Annotated in this window: 17 protein-coding genes; 16 read left to right on the forward strand and 1 reads right to left on the reverse strand. The window is 62.0% G+C overall.

The window, feature by feature from the left end; genetic code table 11:
- The 16 genes from polA to PMI16_RS22990 all read left to right on the forward strand — a co-directional run.
- Positions 1-1,928, forward strand: a 1,928-nt coding sequence (polA, locus tag PMI16_RS22915) for a DNA polymerase I (protein WP_007884050.1), incomplete at its 5' end; no start/stop codon positions are given.
- Between the two features lie 459 nt (positions 1,929-2,387).
- Positions 2,388-4,040 (forward strand): methyl-accepting chemotaxis protein, encoded by a 1,653-nt coding sequence (locus PMI16_RS22920; RefSeq protein ID WP_007884051.1) that lies wholly within the window; start codon positions 2,388-2,390, stop codon positions 4,038-4,040.
- A 179-nt stretch (positions 4,041-4,219) separates the two neighbouring features.
- Positions 4,220-5,104 carry a dienelactone hydrolase family protein gene (locus PMI16_RS22925; RefSeq protein ID WP_007884052.1) on the forward strand — a complete coding sequence of 295 codons (885 nt, stop codon included), beginning with the start codon at positions 4,220-4,222 and terminating at the stop codon, positions 5,102-5,104.
- 465 nt (positions 5,105-5,569) lie between these two features.
- The gene (locus PMI16_RS22930) at positions 5,570-6,583 is read left to right on the forward strand and encodes a PDR/VanB family oxidoreductase (protein ID WP_007884053.1); all 1,014 of its coding nucleotides are present in this window, start codon (positions 5,570-5,572) and stop codon (positions 6,581-6,583) included.
- A 39-nt stretch (positions 6,584-6,622) separates the two neighbouring features.
- Positions 6,623-7,612 carry an ABC transporter substrate-binding protein gene (locus tag PMI16_RS22935; RefSeq protein ID WP_007884054.1) on the forward strand — a complete coding sequence of 330 codons (990 nt, stop codon included), beginning with the start codon at positions 6,623-6,625 and terminating at the stop codon, positions 7,610-7,612.
- A 147-nt stretch (positions 7,613-7,759) separates the two neighbouring features.
- Complete coding sequence (locus tag PMI16_RS22940; RefSeq protein ID WP_007884055.1) at positions 7,760-8,755, forward strand: isopenicillin N synthase family dioxygenase; 996 nt, start codon at positions 7,760-7,762, stop codon at positions 8,753-8,755.
- A gap of 105 nt (positions 8,756-8,860) precedes the next feature.
- Positions 8,861-9,886 (forward strand): aromatic ring-hydroxylating dioxygenase subunit alpha, encoded by a 1,026-nt coding sequence (locus PMI16_RS22945; RefSeq protein WP_007884056.1) that lies wholly within the window; start codon positions 8,861-8,863, stop codon positions 9,884-9,886.
- A gap of 15 nt (positions 9,887-9,901) precedes the next feature.
- Positions 9,902-10,777, forward strand: coding sequence for an ABC transporter ATP-binding protein (locus PMI16_RS22950; RefSeq protein ID WP_034381988.1), 876 nt, complete (start codon positions 9,902-9,904; stop codon positions 10,775-10,777).
- Complete coding sequence (locus PMI16_RS22955; protein ID WP_007884059.1) at positions 10,758-11,549, forward strand: ABC transporter permease; 792 nt, start codon at positions 10,758-10,760, stop codon at positions 11,547-11,549. The genes PMI16_RS22950 and PMI16_RS22955 overlap by 20 nt, the downstream gene beginning before the upstream one ends.
- 6 nt (positions 11,550-11,555) lie before the next feature.
- Positions 11,556-12,989, forward strand: a complete 1,434-nt coding sequence (locus PMI16_RS22960) for an amidohydrolase family protein (RefSeq protein ID WP_007884062.1) — start codon at positions 11,556-11,558, stop codon at positions 12,987-12,989.
- 78 nt (positions 12,990-13,067) lie between these two features.
- Positions 13,068-13,766 (forward strand): YqgE/AlgH family protein, encoded by a 699-nt coding sequence (locus PMI16_RS22965; RefSeq protein WP_007884063.1) that lies wholly within the window; start codon positions 13,068-13,070, stop codon positions 13,764-13,766.
- 10 nt (positions 13,767-13,776) lie between these two features.
- Positions 13,777-14,169, forward strand: coding sequence for a Holliday junction resolvase RuvX (ruvX, locus tag PMI16_RS22970; RefSeq protein WP_007884064.1), 393 nt, complete (start codon positions 13,777-13,779; stop codon positions 14,167-14,169).
- Positions 14,156-14,674 (forward strand): bifunctional pyr operon transcriptional regulator/uracil phosphoribosyltransferase PyrR, encoded by a 519-nt coding sequence (gene pyrR / locus PMI16_RS22975; protein ID WP_007884065.1) that lies wholly within the window; start codon positions 14,156-14,158, stop codon positions 14,672-14,674. Before ruvX ends, pyrR begins: the two co-directional genes overlap by 14 nt.
- Complete coding sequence (locus tag PMI16_RS22980) at positions 14,667-15,626, forward strand: aspartate carbamoyltransferase catalytic subunit (protein WP_007884066.1); 960 nt, start codon at positions 14,667-14,669, stop codon at positions 15,624-15,626. Before pyrR ends, PMI16_RS22980 begins: the two co-directional genes overlap by 8 nt.
- 141 nt (positions 15,627-15,767) lie before the next feature.
- Entirely contained in the window at positions 15,768-17,048 is a 1,281-nt protein-coding gene (locus tag PMI16_RS22985) for a dihydroorotase (protein ID WP_007884067.1), read from the forward strand.
- Between the two features lie 15 nt (positions 17,049-17,063).
- Positions 17,064-17,873 carry a lysophospholipid acyltransferase family protein gene (locus PMI16_RS22990; protein ID WP_034381990.1) on the forward strand — a complete coding sequence of 270 codons (810 nt, stop codon included), beginning with the start codon at positions 17,064-17,066 and terminating at the stop codon, positions 17,871-17,873.
- Here the strand turns inward: PMI16_RS22990 and PMI16_RS22995 are convergent.
- The gene (locus tag PMI16_RS22995) at positions 17,803-18,621 is read right to left on the reverse strand and encodes a symmetrical bis(5'-nucleosyl)-tetraphosphatase (RefSeq protein WP_007884070.1); all 819 of its coding nucleotides are present in this window, start codon (positions 18,619-18,621) and stop codon (positions 17,803-17,805) included. The genes PMI16_RS22990 and PMI16_RS22995 overlap by 71 nt on opposite strands.
- Positions 18,622-18,887 lie beyond the last annotated feature (266 nt).

The raw sequence follows: 18,887 nt of genomic DNA on the forward strand, positions 1-18,887 counted from the left end.
CGGCAGGCGCCGCCACGTCCGATACATCGTCTGCCGCATCCGCCGGCACGGCAACGACGGCGGGCGCCGACGTTTCGTCCGGCCCCGCGCAAGGTGGCCTGTTCGACGCCAGCGCCGCCATCGCGAAGGAATACGAAACCGTTCTGACCGAAGCGCAGCTCGACGCCTGGATAGAAAAGATCAATGCCGCTACGCTCACGGCAGTCGACACCGAAACCACTTCGCTGATTCCCATGCAGGCGCAGCTGGTCGGCATCTCGCTGTGCTGCGAAGCGGGCCGCGCTGCCTACATTCCGGTCGCGCACAACTATCAGGACATGCCGGAGCAACTGCCGCGCGAACTGGTGCTGGCCAGGCTCAAGCCGTGGCTGGAAGACGAGAGCAAGCCCAAGCTCGGACAGAACCTCAAATACGACAGCCACATCTTCGCCAATCAGGGCGTGCAATTGCGCGGCATCGTGCACGACACGCTGCTGGAATCCTACGTCTTTGAATCGCATCGCACCCACGACATGGACAGCCTCGCGCTGCGCCATCTCAACCGCACTACGATCAGCTACACCGACGTCTGCGGCAAGGGCGCCTCGCAGATCGGTTTCGAGCAGGTCGAGATCGGCCGCGCCACCGAATACGCGGCCGAAGACGCCGACGTCACGCTGGCCCTGCATCAGGCCATGTGGCCGCAAGTCGAGAACGACGCCAAGCTGCGCTACATCTATGAAAAGATCGAAGTGCCGACCTCCGTCGTGCTGCAAAAGATCGAACGCAACGGCGTGCTGATCGACGCCGACATCCTGGCGACGCAATCGAACGAGCTCGGCAAGCGCATGCTGGAAATCGAACAGCAGGCGTATGAATTGGCAGGCCAGCCGTTCAACCTGAATTCGCCGAAACAGCTCGGCGAAATCCTGTTCGAGAAGCTGCAACTGCCGGTCGTGAAGAAGACGCCCTCCGGCACGCCGTCGACCGACGAAGAAGTCCTGCAAAAGCTGGCGGAAGATTATCCGTTGCCGAAGATCCTGCTCGACTATCGCGGCCTGTCCAAGCTGAAGTCGACCTACACCGACAAGCTGCCCAAGATGGTCGATCCGACCACCGGCCGCGTGCACACCAATTACGCGCAGGCCGTGGCGGTCACCGGTCGCCTGGCGTCCAACGATCCCAACCTGCAAAACATCCCGATCCGCACCGCCGAAGGCCGCCGCATCCGCGAAGCCTTCATCGCGCCATCGGGCAGCACCATCGTCTCCGCCGACTATTCGCAGATTGAATTGCGCATCATGGCGCACATCTCCGAAGACGCGAACATGCTCAAGGCTTTCGCCGATGGCGAAGACATCCATCGCGCCACCGCCGCGGAAATTTTCGGCGTCGGCTTGGGCGACGTCACCAGCGAACAGCGCCGCTACGCCAAGGTCATCAACTTCGGCCTGATCTACGGCATGAGCGCCTTCGGCCTGGCCGGCAATCTCGGCATCGAGCGCGCCGCCGCGCAGATGTACATCGAGAAGTACTTCCAGCGCTTCTCCAGCGTCAAGCAGTACATGGACAACACGCGCCTTGAAGCCAAGTCGCAAGGTTATGTGGAGACCGTATTCGGTCGCCGCCTGTGGCTGCCGGAGATCAACTCGCCCAATGGTCCGCGCCGCCAGGGCGCCGAGCGTGCCGCGATCAATGCGCCCATGCAGGGCACCGCCGCCGATCTGATCAAACTGGCAATGATCGCCGTCCAAGGCTGGCTGGAGCGCGACGGCATGAAATCCAAACTGATCATGCAGGTGCATGATGAACTGGTCATGGAAGTGCCGGACGGCGAGCTTGCCGTCGTCCGTGAAAAATTGCCTGAACTGATGAAAAATGTTGCTGACCTGAAGGTGCCGCTACTGGCCGAAGTGGGTGTCGGTAAAAACTGGGATCAGGCCCATTAACAGGTCCGTGAAGCTACTGCGCAAGCAAAGTACGACTGCGCTTCTCGGCTACACAGCGACTTGTTCGCTACGCTTCACCGACCTGTTGTGTTTGATGGCGATAATTTCTCTCGGCACTTCGTCGGCTCGTAGAGTCGCCCTGTACTTTTTCGATTGCCCTGCGCTAACATTCCTGCGCGCATGCTCTGCTTCGTGCAGAATATGCGTTGGCAGTGAATTGGCTGTGCTTGCAGTAAATACAACAAAAAAGAAGTAACGATAAAAGTTGCATCATCGTCATCGCCCGATGACGGTGGGGGACCTACGATACAAATTAAATAAGAGATACGAAGCTGTTGCGAGGAAGTTGGCGGTGCGTCGACGGAAAACAAAGCAAAAGCAGGACGACGTATTGGTATTGCCGGCTTCAGGGCGCAGGGCTTCTCGGGATCATCGGATCAAGTTGAACGAGGAGGCGTCATGGTTGCAGGGATGAAGGTGGGAACGCGGCTGGGATTGGGGTTCGCGTGGGGAGTACTGTTGCTCATTCTGGTGACGGTGTTCGGTCTGTACAACATGGATCAGATGCAGCGGCGGTTCCTTGAGGTGGTCACCGTCAATAATCCGGAGTCCAAGCTCGTTTCCGAGATGATGGAGACGGTGCAGGAGCGTTCGATTTCGTTGCGCAATCTGATGTTGCAGGGCGGCGCCGAGGACATCGAGAAAGAAGCGGCCTACATCAAGGCGCAGACGCAAAAATATCTCGCTGCAGAGCAGAAGTTGCGCAAGATGTTCGATAGCGAATCCGGCACGCAGCCGGAAGAAAAAGCCGCCTTGCCGAAAATCAAGGCGCAGGCCGACACCGCACACAAGCTGATCGAGCAAGCCGTTGACCTCGGCCTCAAGCGCGAAGCCTATGAGTTGGCGCAGTTCCTGAAAGAAGAATACCTGCCGGTGCAAAAAAAATGGCAGGCCGAGCTGACCGTGCTGAGCGCCATCGAAGACAAGCAAAACCTGGACGCCGCGCGTGACAGCACCAGCGCCTACGACGCGGCGCGCTGGCTGATGCTGGTCACCAGCGTGACCGGCGTCATCACTGCGCTTCTGACCGCCGTTTGGATCACGCGCAACCTGCTGAAAAAACTGGGCGGCGAGCCGGACTATGCCGTCAGCATCGCCGGCCAGATCGCCGATGGCGACCTCGCCGTGCACATCGACACCAAAAAGGGCGACCAGGAGAGCCTGCTCGCGGCCATGAGCGTCATGCGCGACAAGCTTGCCGCGATCGTCACGCAAGTGCGCACCGGTTCCGAAACCATCAGCACGGCATCGACCGAAATCGCGCGCGGCAATCTGGATCTCTCGGCACGCACGGAGCAGCAGGCGGGTTCGCTGGAAGAAACCGCGTCGTCGATGGAACAGCTCAATTCCACCGTCAAGCAGAATGCCGAAAACGCCCTGCAAGCGAATCAGCTGGCGGCGGCAGCGTCCGATGTCGCCGTGCAGGGCGGCAGCATCGTCTCGCAAGTGGTGGCGACCATGGAGTCGATCAACGCTTCTTCGCAAAAAGTGGTGGACATCATCAGCGTCATCGACGGCATTGCCTTCCAGACCAATATCCTGGCCTTGAATGCCGCGGTGGAAGCGGCGCGCGCCGGCGAGCAGGGACGCGGCTTCGCGGTGGTGGCGTCGGAAGTGCGCAGCCTGGCGCAGCGCTCGGCCAGCGCTGCCAAGGAGATCAAGGTCTTGATCGGCGATTCGGTCGAGCGCGTTGAAACCGGCAGCAAACTGGTGGAACAGGCCGGCGTCACGATGAACGACATCGTCACCAGCATCCGCCGCGTCACCGACGTGATGTCCGAAATCACCAGCGCCAACACCGAACAGAGCAGCGGCATCGAACAGATCAATGAAGCCATCATCCAGATCGACGACATGACGCAGCAGAACGCCGCACTGGTTGAACAGGCCGCTGCTGCCGCGCAGTCGCTGCAGGATCAGGCCGGCAACCTGATGCACCTGGTCAGCGTATTCAAACTGGACGGCCGCCAGATCGCCATGGCGCCACCGGCGCAGCGCACCATCGACATCACGCCCGCGCATCCGGAGCTGCCCGGCGCGGTCGCGGCATAGCGACTGCAAATCATCTCGCAAGTCTTGTAGAATGCGAGCAGCAATAGAAGCACGGGTCTGTCTGATTCGCTGCCTGAATCGACATCAGGCAGGCCGTCCTTTTTAGCCTTGGCATCCCTTGGTCCTTAAGTCCCTCAATTCCTTGCGCAATTCTGCTGAATTCTGAACTGGAGATTTTCATGAACGATCTGAAGAACGATGTCGACAGCCTGGTCGGCGCGACCGGCTTGCTGGATGCCGGCAATCGCCGCACTTTCATCAAGACCACGCTGGGCACCGGCTTTGCCGCCGCGGTGCTGCCGGTCTGCGCGCAAACCATGATCAAGACCGATACCGCCGGCCTGACCGCGGGCGAAGTCAGCGTGACGGTCAACGGCACCAAGGTCCCGGCCTATCGCGCCCAGCCGGAAGGCAAGACCAACTTGCCGGTGATTTTCGTCATCTCCGAAATCTTCGGCGTGCACGAGCACATCGCCGACATCGCGCGCCGTTTCGCCAAGCTCGGTTATCTGGCGATTGCACCGGACTTCTTCGTGCGCCAGGGCAATCCGGCGGTCTATCCGACCATCGCCGAACTGAACAAGGAAATCATCTCCAAGGTCCCCGACGAGCAGGTATTCGGCGACCTCGACGCCTACGTCGCCTGGGCCGGCCAGAACGGCGGCAATCCGGACAAGATCGGCATCAACGGCTTTTGCTGGGGCGGCCGCATCGTCTGGCTGTACAGCGCGCGCAATCCGAAGATCAAGGCCGGCGCCGCATGGTATGGCCGCATCGTCGGCGAAAAGAGCGCATTGCAGCCGCAACATCCGATCGACATCGCGCCGACGCTGAAGGTGCCGGTGCTGGGTCTGTACGGCGGCAAGGATGCCGGCATTCCGGTCGCCACCGTGGAACAGATGAAAGAAGCGCTGGCCAAGACCGGCAACAAGTCGGAATTCATCGTGTTCCCGAATTCCGGCCACGCCTTCAACGCCGACTATCGTCCGAGCTACGTGGAAGCGGACGCCAAGGAAGGCTGGAAGCGCGCCACCGAGTGGTTCAAAGCGCATGGCGTCGGCTGATCTATATAGTCGGATCGGGCGGTCTGTATGGTTTGACGCTTTGCGCCAGTTTTTGGGGCGATGAGATCAAGACTTGCATGAGGCTGCACTGGTTTGGATCAAATGTTCGGATTGAGGACGGAATTTTCCGTCCTCTTTTTATTTGTCAGGCAATAAAAACGGCGCATCCCCTGCGTGCAGGGCATGGCACGCAGATTGCTTGTTTAAAAGCTGAGTAGAAGCGGCTAGCCGTCGATCCAAATACCATCGACTGTGGGGCATTGCTCGTGACGCCATCGGAATAGACCGGTGGCACCTGTGAACTTATAGGACACGAGAAATGCTGCGACGATCTCCGTACTCATGCTGCTCAAGCCATACTTTCCCTGTTCATCCTCGCCGCCGCTTTTGCGTCTGCGGCAATTCTTTTCTCCCTGAACATCCTGCACGTTGCGCAGTGCTGCGGCGGCCTCGCGGAGGCGTGCAATGACAACCGTGCGCGAACCCTTCATGACACGGGTGCAATCCGGCGCGCCATTGCGTCTGCGCGTGACGGTCACCCGTGAGGACGGCCGCGACATCCGTGTCTTCGACCTGTGTACCGATGATGCGCGTTGCCTGCCGGCGTGGACGCCCGGCGCGCATATCAAACTGTCGCTGCCTGGCGGGTTGGAGCGTTGCTATTCATTGTGCAACACTCCCGGCGACGACGGCTTCTATCGCATCGCCGTCAAACGCGAGGCAGCATCGCGCGGCGGGTCGGCCTGGCTGCACGAACAAGCCGGCGTCGGCACGCAACTGATCGCCGCCGCCCCGGTCAACGCCTTTCCCTTGCACGACAGTGAGCATCCCGTCGCATTGTTTGCCGCAGGCATCGGCATCACGCCGATTTACGCCATGGCGACCGACCTGCTGTACCGCGGACGCGCCGCGCAGTTGCATTACTTCGCGCGCAGCGTGGAACACGCCGCCTTTCTCTCTTCGCTGTCGCAACCCGTCATGGCCGGACACTGCCACTTCCGCTTCGGCCTGAATGCCGACGAGGTCGTCGCCGCCGTCGCAGCCAGGCTGGCCTTGTTGGCGCGGACGACGCCGCTGTACATCTGTGGTCCGGCGCCCTTCATTGCGCAGGTGTGCGAGCAGGCTGCGCAGCTTGGCTGGCGCGACGCCGACGTGCACTTCGAACTGTTCGCCGCCACGACACCAGCAAGCGATGCGACCGTAACGCAAGACCGCGCATTCGAACTCGTACTGCAACGCTCAGGCGTGCAGTGCGTGGTGCAGCCGGGGCAAAGCATCGTCGCTGCCGCCGCTGCGGCCGGGGTGTCGATTGGCACCTCGTGCGGCGAAGGTTTTTGCGGCAGCTGCCAGACCGGTGTGCTGGAAGGCGTTCCCGATCATCGCGACAGCGTGCTGACGGCACAAGAGCGTGCCGCCAACCACTGCCTGATGCCCTGCGTATCGCGCTGTCGCAGCGAACGCCTGGTGCTGGATATCTGATTTCGATTGACGTACAACAACCCACCTGAAAGGAAGGCCATGAGCAAGCGAACATCCCTCATCCGCATTGCCGCAGCAATCATAGGCGCACTGGCGCTGCAGGCAGCAGCCGGCGTGCAGGCGCAGGAAAAGGTCACCGTCCTGAGCAACTGGTACGCCCAGGCCGAACACGGCGGTTTCTATCAGGCCGTCGCCAAAGGCATCTACAAGAAGTACGGCATGGACGTCACCATCAAGATGGGCGGTCCGCAAGTCAACAATATGCAGATCCTCGTGGCCGGCCAGGCCGACTTCAGCATGGGTTACGACTTCACCGTGTTGAAGGGCATCGAGCAGGGCTTGCCGCTGGTGACGGTCGGCACCTCGTTTCAATCCGATCTGCAAGGCATGATGACGCACACCGACGTGCCCAATCTCGGCGCACTGAAGGACAAGACGATTCTGGTGGCCGGTTCCGGACAATCGAGCTGGTGGCCATGGCTGAAAGCCAAGTACGGCTACACCGACGCGCAATCGAAGGCTTATACCTTCAACCTGCAGCCGTTCTTCGCCGATCCGAACACCGTACAGCAGGCTTATCCGTCGTCGGAACCGTTCCAGGTTGAGAAATCCGGCGCCAAGGCCAACTTCTTCCTGTTCGCGCAAGAAGGCTATCCGCCTTACGGCACCACCATCATCACGTTGCAAAAGACGGTGGCGACCAAGCCTGATCTGGTGAAGCGCTTCGTCAAGGCCACCGCCGAAGGCTGGAAGAGCTATCTGGAAGATCCGTCGGCGGCTAACGCGCTGATCAAAAAAGACAACAAGGAAATGGGCGACGAGCAACTGGCTTACGCGCTCAAGAAGCTCAAGGAACTGAAAGTCGTCACCGGCGGCGACGCCGCCAGGCAAGGCATCGGCATCATGACGGACGAGCGCTGGAAGAAAACCTACGACACCATGGTTTCCACCGGTTTGCTGAAGGCCGATGTCGACTGGCACAAGGCGTACACCACGCAGTTCGTGAAAGACATGCACGTCATGCCTTGACGGCCAGGAAAAAGAACTGTCATTCCCGCGCAAGCGGGAATCCAGCGTCGCATCGGATTCGAGTAGCAGCGACACTGGGTCCTCGCGTTCGCGAGGACGACGGAGATCTGGTTGCGTAACGGATGAAGCCAACAGCGTGAGGACGCCATGATTCTCTACACACCACCCAAGACCGCGCAGCGCCTGCCGGTCATCGACTTCGCGGATGCGTTTTCAAACGACCTCGGCAAGCGTGAAGCCGTCGCCTGGGAGATCCATAAGATCGCCCGCGACGTCGGCTTCTTCTATCTGGTCAATCACGGCGTGCCGCAAAGCCTGGTCGACGGCCAGTTCGACTGGGCGCGCCGCTTCTTTGCCGCGCCGGATGCGGTCAAGCGCGGGGTCGACATGTCGCTGTCGCCGGCCGGGTTCGGCTACGAGCGCATCGGCACGCAGGCGCTCGACGACGGGCCGACCGATCTCAAGGAGGGCTTCCAGTTCGGCACCGATCTGCCGCCCGATCATCCTTATGTACAGCAAGGCGTGCTGCGCTACGGCCACAACCTCTGGCCGCAGGCGTTGCCTGGCATGCGCGCACATGCGCAGCAATACCACGCCGCCATGAGCACGCTGTCGCAGCGGCTGCTGGCGATCATTGCGCTGTCGCTGCAATTGCCGGAAGACTTCTTCAATTTCGCACTCGGCACGCCGATCGCCACCCAGCGCATGCTGCACTATCCGCCACAGCCTGCCGACGCGCAGCACAACCAGATCGGCGCCGGTGCGCACACCGACTGGGGGCTGGTCACCATCCTGGCGCAGGACGACATCGGCGGCCTGGAAGTGCGCAATGCGGATGGCGACTGGGTGCGCGCGACGCCGATACACGGCAGCTTCGTGGTCAACATCGGCGACCTGCTGCAGCGCTGGAGCAACGACGTTTATCACAGCAATGCGCATCGCGTGCGCAACGACAATCCGGTGCCGCGCTATTCGCTGCCGTTCTTCATGGACGGCGACCATGCGGTGACCGTGTCGTGCCTGCCGTCGTGCTGCTCCGACGAGCATCCGGCACGCTATGCGCCCTGCACCATCGGCGACTACCTCGCACAAAAAGTGCAGGAAACCTTCGGCGCCGCCAGCGTACTGGCTGCGGCGTCGTAACTCGATTTGATTGAATTCGCGGCGAAGGCGACCATGACGGCGCGCCGGCTGCTTGGCCATGTTGCTGCAGGCGCAGAGCATGGCTGGTTTTAAAGGAGTTGCACCATGCTGGTTACGAAACAAAAAGTCTTGCGAAAATTCTGGTACGCGGTCATGCCGATCACGATGCTGGAAGACGGGCCCAAGCCGTTCACGCTGCTGGGCGAGAACATCGTCGTCTGGCTCAAGTCGCCGGGCAAGCCGGCGGCCTTGCAGGATCGTTGCTGCCATCGCACGGCGAAATTGTCGAAGGGGTTTGTCGACAACGGCAACATCGTCTGCGGCTATCACGGCTGGACCTTCGACTGCGCCGGCGCCTGCGTGCGCGTGCCGCAGAACGCCGACGGCTCGGTGCCGGCCGGCGCGATGGTGCAGTCGTATTATTGCGAAGAGCGTTACGGCTACGTGTGGGTGGCGCTGGAAAAGCCGCTGCGCGACATCCCGTTCTTCCCGGAAGAAACCACGCCCGGCTATCGCCGCATCTTCCAGTTCTACGAACGTTGGGAAACCAGCGCGCTGCGGATGATGGAAAACTCCTTCGACAATTCGCACTTCAGCTATGTCCATCGCGGCACCTTCGGCCTGTACGACCAGCCCAAGCCGGAGAAGTACGAGATCAACGAAACCGATTACGGCTTCGAAGCGGAAACGCTGGTGCCGATCAAGAACGTGCCGGCCAGCTATCGCGTCACCGGCACCACCGACGACACCACCATGCGCCACATGTTCAACCGCTGGTACCTGCCGTTTTCGCGCCGCTTCGGTTGCCAGTATCCGAGCTCGGGCCGGCATCACATCATCTACAACTGCGCCACGCCGATCGACGACGGCTCCATCATGCTGGCGCAATGGCTATACCGCAACGACGCCGAAGAAGATTGCGCCGAAGCCGAGCTGATCGCCTGGGACGCGCCGATTCTGGTGGAGGACCGCGAGATCCTGGAAGCCACGGACCCCGATGCCTGCATCGACGTGCGTCGCAAGCAGGAATTCCACATGGCGTCTGATCGTCCGGGCCTGATCATGCGTCGCATGCTGTTGCAGTTGCTGGAAGAGCATGGCGAAACCGAAGTTTTCCGCAGCAAAGACTAGAGGCCGGGAGCAATGATGAAACGAGACGATCACGCGATGCCGCAACTGGCGGCCTGGGAGCAGGGCGCTGCCGACCCTGCCTCCTCAATCGATGCAGTGCTGAGCGCACAGCGGGTGGAGAAGACCTATCGCAACGGCACCCGTGCGCTGGACGAGGTGAAGCTGGACATCCGGCGCGGCGAGTTCGTCTCGCTGCTCGGTCCGTCCGGCTGCGGCAAGAGCACGCTGCTGAAGATGTTCGCCGGGCTGGAGGAGCCGTCGCACGGCCACATCCGCTGGTGGGGCAAGAACCTGGCGACGGTGGGCACGCCGGACCGCACGCTGGCGATGGTGTTCCAGGAAGCGACGCTGATGCCGTGGGCGTCGGTGGAACAGAACGTGCGGCTGCCGCTGGATCTGAAGCACATGGCGCGCACCGACAGCGACGTGCGCGTACGAGATGCGCTAAAGCTCGTGGGGCTGGAGCGCTTCCATGACGCCTATCCGCGCGAGCTGTCGGGCGGCATGCAGATGCGCGCCTCGATTGCGCGCGCGCTGGCGACGTGGCCCAATCTGCTGCTGATGGACGAGCCTTTCGGCGCACTCGACGAGTTCACGCGCAACAAGCTCGATGCCGATCTGCGCAAGATCTGGAGCCGGCAAGACCTGACCGTGGTGTTCGTCACGCACAGCATTTACGAAGCGGTGTATCTGTCGAGCCGCGTGGTGGTGATGGCGGCGCGGCCGGGGCGCGTGATTGCCGATGTGCCGATCGAGGCGCCGGGCGCCGGCGGCATGCGCGACGACGCTTTCCGCATCTCGCCGGAATTCATGGGCTATTGCAAGATCCTGTCCGATTACCTGACGCTGGCCAATCAAGAAGGAGGCGGTCATGACCCCGTTGATCACTAATCCGAAATTCCTGCGTGTCGCCGCGCCATTCACGATCGGCGTGGTGTTGCTGCTGGCGTGGCAGTTGATCTGCACGCTGCTGGAGGTGCCGGTCTACCTGGTGCCGACGCCATTGGTGATTGCCAGGACGCTGATGGCGGACTGGGGACTATTGTCGGACTCGCTGCTGGTGACGCTGAAGATCACCTTCCTGGCCTTCGTGCTGTCGGTGCTGCTGGGTGTCGCGATTGCCTTCGTGTTCGTGCAGAGCCGCTTCATTGAAGTCAGCTTCTTCCCGTACGCGATCATCCTGCAGGTGACGCCGATCGTCGCCATCGCGCCATTGATCATCATCTGGGTCAAGGAGCCGACCTTCGCGCTGGTGATTTGCGCGACCATCATGGCGCTGTTCCCGATCATCTCCAACACCACGCTGGGATTGCGCAGCGTCAATCCGGGTTTGCTGAACCTGTTCAAGCTGAACAAGGCGTCGCGCTGGCAGACCTTGCGCCGCTTGCGCATTCCCAGCGCCTTGCCGTACTTCTTCGGCGGCTTGCGGATCTCCAGCGGGCTGGCGCTGATCGGCGCGGTGGTGGCGGAGTTTGTCGCCGGCACCGGCGGCACCGGATCGGGACTGGCGTATCAGATCCTGCAGGCGGGTTTTCAACTGAACATTCCGCGCTTGTTTGCGGCGCTGTTCTTGATTACCGTGACCGGGATCGTCTTGTTCCTCGCCATGATGGCCTTGTCGCGCGTGGCGCTGGCCGGATGGCATGAAAGTGAAATGGGTTAACGCAAAATGACGACTTCTTTTTTGATCAGCAACATCGACGCCATCATGACCGGCTTGCCCGGCGCAGCGGCACGTCATGCCGGGCCGGACATCCGTGTGGTCGACGGCGTCATCGCCGCCATCGGCAGGCTGTCGCCCTTGGCGGGCGAGACGATTGTGGATGCGACCGATTGCATCGCGTATCCCTCATGGGTGAACACGCATCACCATCTGTTCCAGTCCATGCTCAAGGGCGATCCGGCCGGCATCGATGCCTCGCTGACGCCGTGGCTGGCGGCGACGCCTTACCGTTATCGCGCCAAATTCGACGAGAAGCTGTTTCGCCTGGCCGCACGCATCGGCTTGGTGGAGCTGATGCGTTCCGGCTGCGGCACGGTGGCCGATCACAACTATCTGTATTACCCCGGCATGCCCTACGACACCTCGGCGATTCTGTTCGAAGAAGCCGAAGCGCTCGGCCTGCGCTTCGTGCTGTGCCGGGGCGGCGCGACGCAGACGCGCCAGTTGGAAGCGGAGTTGCCGACGGCCTTGCGACCGGAAACGCTGGACGGTTACCTGACCGACATGGAGCGATTGATCAAGCGGTATCACGACCCGTCGCCGGCGGCGATGCGCCGCGTGGTGATGGCGCCGACCACGCCGCTGTATTCGGCCACGCCGGAAGAGTTGCGCACCATGGCCGGTTTTGCGCGCCGGGCCGGCGTGCGCCTGCACAGCCATCTGTCGGAAACGGTCGGCTATCAGGATACCGCGCAGGGCAAGCATCGCTGCACGCCGGTGGAATTCGCCGAGCGCTGCGACTGGCTCGGCAGCGACGTCTGGTTCGCCCATCTGGTCAAGCTTGATCCGTCCGAAATCGCCTTGCTCGGCAAGACCGGTACCGGGATTGCGCATTGTCCGCAAAGCAACGGCCGGCTAGGCAGCGGCATCGCGCCGATCCGCCAGCTGGAAGAGGCGGGCGTACCGATTTCCATCGGCGTCGACGGCGCGGCCTCCAACGAAGCGGCCGATATGCTGTCGGAAACCCACGCGGCCTGGCTGATGCAGCGCGCGCGGCGCGGCCAGGAGGCGACGCCGTCCTATGCCGGCGGCACGTTTGAAGGCGGCGCCGACGCCGCGACGGTGGAAGACGTGGTGCGTTGGGGCACGACCGGCGGCGCCAGGGTGCTGGGGCTGCACGGCATGGGCGGCATGGGCGGCATCGAGGGCTTGCAGGTTGGACAACAGGCCGACATCGCGCTGTATCGTCTGGACGATCCGCGCTATTTCGGCCTGCACGATCCGGCCCTGGGACCGGTGGTCGGCGGCGGGCGGCCGTATCTGAAAGCCTTGTACGTGGCGGGCAAGGCGGTTGTTGAAGATGACGACATTCCCGGCCTTGATCTGGCGGCCCTGGGGCGGGAGGCAAGGGAGGCAACGCGGCGTTTGCTGGCAGCCTAGGGCGACTCGCCCGGCGGCCGAGCTGAAAGCAGCAAGGGCTCGCCGCCGGACTGGGGGATTCGTCGTAAAACTGCTAAAATGGCGGGCATGATCAAGCGACGCAAAGCCTTCTCCGCCGACACCTCCGACGCTGCCTACGACGCGACGGAAACCTCCGATTTTGCGGCAAGCACCGACAAAGCCGCCAAACTCGCTCCCGAGTTCGATCTGACCGATCATTTCCTGATAGCAATGCCTTCGATGCTGGATCCGATTTTCGGCGGCACCGTGGTGTATCTGTGCGAACACAATCAGAATGGCGCGCTCGGCGTCGTCATCAACAAGCCGACCGACATGACCATGGATGTCCTGTTCGATCGCATCAATCTCAAGCTGGAAATCATCCACGACTCGCCTGACGCCGTCCCCGAGCTGTATCGCAGCCCGGTGATGTTCGGCGGTCCGGTGCAGGTGGAGCGCGGTTTCGTGCTGCATACGGCGATGAGCCAGTTTTCCTCGACCCTGCAGGTGACCGACGGTATTTCCCTGACCACCTCCAAGGACGTGCTGGAAGCGGTCGCCCACGGCGACGGTCCGCAGCAGGTGCTGGTCAGCCTGGGTTGCTCGGGCTGGAGCGCCGGCCAGCTGGAAGACGAACTCGCCCGCAACGGCTGGCTGACCGTCAAGGCGGATCCGTCCATCATTTTCGACTTGCCGGTGGAGCAACGCTTCACTGCAGCGCTGGCCTTGCTGGGCATCGACCCGGTCATGCTCAGCGGCGACTTCGGCCGGGCCTGAGCAGCAATCCGTGGAAACGCTCCTGGCCTTCGACTTCGGCTTAAAGCGCATCGGCGTGGCAATCGGCAATACCCTGATCAAGCAAGCCCAGCCTTTGACCATCATCAGCGCCGCGACCAACGACGCCAAGTTCGCCGAACTCGGCAAGCTGATCGACGAGTGGACGCCGACGCGCTGCATCGTCGGCCTGCCCAGCCACCCCGACGGCGCCGAACACGAGATGACCGTACGCTGCCGCCGCTTTGCCAACCAGCTGCACGGCCGCTTCGGCGTCGAGACGGTGCTGGTGGACGAGCGCTATTCCTCGGCAGTGATCGAACAGCGCCGCGGCGAGCATATCGACGCCGAGGCCGCCGCCATTATTTTGCAGCAATATTTTGACGACTCCCATGAGCACAACTAACACTCTCCCGCCGCTGGACGCAGAAGCGCTGTACGCCAGGCTGGCGCAGCAAGTCAAAGCCGGCCTGCAAGGCGTCGAGCATGCCGCCATCGTCGGCATCCATTCCGGCGGCGCCTGGCTGGCCGAACGCCTGGCCGCCGAGTTGCAGCTGAACGACCGCCTCGGCTTCATCGACGTGTCCTTCTACCGCGACGACTTTGCCGAGAAAGGCCTGCGTTCGGACGTCAAGCCGAGCCAGATCGGTTTCGACGTCGAAGGCGCGACCATCGTGCTGGTCGACGACGTGCTCTACACCGGCCGCACCACGCGCGCCGCGATCAACGAGCTGTTCGACTACGGTCGCCCGGCGCGCATCCTGCTGGCGTCGCTGGTCGACCGCGGCGGCCGCGAACTGCCGATCGCCGCCGACTTCCTGGCCGAGACGATTGCGCTCGCCGACGATCAATCCCTGCAACTGCAACGCGCCGACGACGGCCGATTTTCCCTGACGGTGGTCCATGCTTAATCCACAACTGAACAAGAACGGCGAACTGCAACATCTGCTGACCATCGAAGGTCTGCCCAAAGCAATCATCACCAATATCCTCGACACCGCATCGTCCTTCGTCAGCATCGGCGACCGCGAAGTGAAGAAGGTGCCGCTGATGCGCGGCAAGAGCGTGTTCAACCTGTTCTTCGAGAATTCCACGCGCACCCGCACCACTTTCGAGATCGCCTCGAAGCGCCTGTCGGCCGACGTGATCAACCTGAACATCTCCGCCTCCAGCGCCAGCAAGGGCGAGTCGCTGCTCGACACCATCGACAACCTGGCGGCGATGCACGCCGACATGTTCGTGGTGCGCCATTCGCAATCGGGCGCGCCTTACCTGATCGCCAAGCACCTGATCGACACCAAACAATCGCACGTACACGTGGTCAACGCCGGCGACGGCCGCCATGCGCATCCGACCCAGGGTCTTCTGGACATGTACACGATCCGTCACTACAAGAAGGATTTCACCAACTTGCGCGTGGCGATCGTCGGCGACATCCTGCACAGCCGCGTGGCGCGCTCCGACATCCACGGCCTCACCACGCTGGGCGTGCCGGAAGTGCGCGCCATCGGTCCCAGCACGCTGCTGCCGAGCGGGCTGGAGCAAATGGGCGTGCGCGTCTTCCACAACATGGAAGAAGGCCTGAAGGACGTCGACGTCATCATCATGCTGCGCCTGCAGAACGAACGCATGAGCGGCGCCTTGCTGCCGTCGGCGCAGGAGTTCTTCAAGAGCTACGGCCTGACGCCCGAGCGCCTGGCGCTGGCCAAGCCGGACGCCATCGTGATGCACCCGGGGCCGATGAACCGCGGCGTCGAGATCGACTCAGCCGTGGCCGACGGCGCGCAAGCCGTGATCCTGCCGCAGGTGACCTTCGGCATCGCGGTGCGCATGGCGGTGATGAGCATCGTCGCAGGTAATTAATTTATTAGTACAAACAGGACTGACGCAAAATTGTCCCAGCTAGGTGTGCCGACGAAGGCAGTACGGCGGTACGACTAGGAGGCATAACGACGCTGGGGCAGTTTTGCGTCAGTCCCAACGCGGACAAGAGTGGAATAGCGCATGAAACTGCATATCAAGAACGGCAGACTGATCGACCCTGCCAACAATATCGACGCGCAACAAGACGTGTTCATCGCCGCCGGCAAAGTAGTCGGCATCGGCAAGGCTCCCACTGATTTCACGGCCAACAAGACCATCGACGCGGCCGGCCTGGTGGTTGCTCCCGGCCTGGTCGACCTGAGCGCGCGCCTGCGCGAGCCGGGTTACGAATACAAAGCCACGCTGGAATCCGAAATGCAGGCCGCCATGCAAGGCGGCGTCACCAGTCTCCTGTGTCCGCCGGACACCGATCCCGTGCTCGACGAGCCGGGTCTGGTCGAAATGCTCAAGCACCGCGCCAAGTCGCTCAACCAGGCCCACGTGTATCCGTTGGGTGCGTTGACCGTCGGCCTGAAGGGCAAGGCGCTGACGGAAATGGCCGAGCTGACCGACGCCGGCTGCGTCGGCTTCTCGCAGGCCGATGAACCCATTCTCGACACGACCGTGTTGCTCTCCGCGCTGCAATACGCCAAGACCTTCGACTACACCGTCTGGCTGCGCCCGCAGGACCCGCACCTGGGTCGCCACGGTATCGCGCACAGCGGTCCGGCGGCGTCGCGCCTGGGCTTGTCCGGCGTGCCGGTGATGTCGGAAACGATCGCGCTCTACACCATCTTCGAACTGGTGCGCTCGACGCGCGCCCGCGTCCACCTGTGCCGCATGTCGTCGGCTGCCGGCCTGGAACTGGTGCGCGCCGCCAAGCGCGAAGGCTTGCCGGTGACTTGCGACGTCGGCGCCCATCACATCCATTTGTCGGACATGGACATCGGTTTCTTCGATTCCAACGCGCGCGTCAATCCGCCGTTCCGCTCGCAACGCGACCGCGACGCGATTCGCGCGGCGCTGCTGGACGGCACCATCGATGCGATCTGTTCCGACCACACGCCGGTCGATGACGACGAGAAGTTGCTGCCGTTCGGCGAAGCTTCGCCGGGCGCGACCGGCCTGGAATTGCTGCTGTCGCTGTCGCTCAAGTGGGCGCAAGAAGCCGGCGCTGCCGACGCCGTCAACAAGGCGGTCGCCAAGGTGACTACCGACGCGGCGCGCGTAGCCGGTTTGCCGGCCGGCGGCCTGAAGGTCGGCGACATTGCCGACGTCTGCATTTTCGATCCGGAAACACGCTGGACGGTGGAAGCCAAAGCCCTCGCCAGCCAGGGCAAGCACACGCCTTTCCTCGGCTACGAACTGACCGGCCAGGTCAAGGCGACCATCGTCGCCGGACACATCGCTTTCGAGCGTTAATCACAGAAAAAAGCGATGCTTCCTTTTCGCATACTGCGCATGGTTGCGCATTTGTTTCTCGGCATGGCGATCTGCGCCTTCATCTTTCCCTGGATCGGCGCGGCGCGGCGCGAAGGCCATATCCGTCGCTGGTCAGGCAAGCTGCTGACCATCTGCGGCATCCGGGTGGTGATACGCCGGCCGGATGGCGTGACGGCGCCGCCGCGTTCGCTGATCGTCGCCAATCACATTTCGTGGCTCGATATCTTCGTCGTCAACTCGATGCAGCCGTGCCGCTTCGTGGCGAAGTCGGACATCCGCAGCTGGCCCTTCATCGGCTGGCTGTGCGCCAAGACCGGGACGATCTTCATCTCGCGCGGCAAAGCCAGCGACGTGCGGCGCATCTTCAAGGGATTGGTGGAAAGCATCGAAGCCGGCGACCGCGTGGCGTTCTTCCCGGAAGGCACGACGGCGGCGCAGGGGAAATTATTGCCTTTCCACGCCAACCTGTTTGAAGCCGCGCTCGACGCCAGGGTGCCGGTGCAACCTTATGCACTGCGCTATCTGGACGCACAGGGGAATTACCATCCGGCGGCCGATTTCATCGGCGACACCACGATCGTGGAAAGTATCCTGGCGATTTTGCATGCGCGTTCGATGACGGCGGAACTGACGCAATTGCCGGCGATACCGACCGACGGCGCGCATCGCCGAGAATTGGCTGTCACCGCCCGGAAGGTGGTGGCGGATGGACTTGGCTATGTGCCGGAGGATCTCATGCAAACTGCTCCGCGCGCGGGCATTCCACCTGGAACAGCGCCCGATCCTCAAGCCGTATCGCAGTAAGCTTGCCGCCCCAGACGCAGCCCGTATCGAGTCCGATCAGGTTGGGGCGCAGCGTCAATCCCAGCGATGCCCAGTGGCCGAATACGCAAGTGACGTCGGCAGTCTGGCGATGGGGCATGTCAAACCATGGAACATAGCCGGGCGGTGCGGCGTCGAGACCTTCCTTGATCGAGAAGTCGATGCCGCCGTCAGGCCGGCAGAGGCGCATGCGCGTGAGCGTGTTGATGATGCAGCGCAGGCGGTCGTGGCCTTCCAGGTCGTCCGACCAGATCGCCGGCTCGTTGCCGTACATGTGACGCAGAAAATCGACCCAATCGGGACCGCGCAGCATGGTCTCCACTTCATGCGCCAGTGCCATGGTCTTTTCTGCATTCCATTCCGGAAAGATTCCCGCGTGAAACAGCAAATGGCCTTGTTCAAACAGGGCCAGCGGACGATGGCGTACCCAGTCGATCAGTTCGTCGCGATCGGGGGCGTTGAGGATGTCATCCAGGGTATCGGTCGCATGTTGCGGGCGGATGCCTTGGGAGACCGCGAGCAAGTGGAGGTCGTGATTGCCCAGCACGGCCTTGGCGCGCGGCCCCAATGACCGCAGGTGGCGCAAGGTTCCCAGCGATTGCGGACCGCGGTTGACCAGGTCGCCGACAAACAGGAGGTCGGCGTCGGGGGATGCCTTGTCGATCAGGGTGAGCAGGTTTTGCAGCTGCTGGCCGCAGCCTTGGAGGTCGCCGATGGCGTAGGTAGGCATGAGGGATGTAGGCAAGGGTTTTAATGTCGAAGATGCAATGATGTTATCGGACTTCATTCATACCGAAGAGTATGACTGAAGCCGTTTTTCTCGAACAGCGCTTTGTTTGAAGGAGAAGTGTCCGATAAAGATGCCCATTTTGTGTCTTGAGTGCTTATCTCAGTTCCTTATCGGACGCATTCATGCGTTTTGCCAGTAAAATTGCGAGCTAAACTGAATATTGAGTGTAACGAGGTAAAGATGATGTTCGTGTCTGATTCATGGAC

It is taken from the genome of Herbaspirillum sp. CF444 (assembly GCF_000282135.1).
Classification (GTDB): Bacteria; Pseudomonadota; Gammaproteobacteria; order Burkholderiales; family Burkholderiaceae_D; genus Herbaspirillum.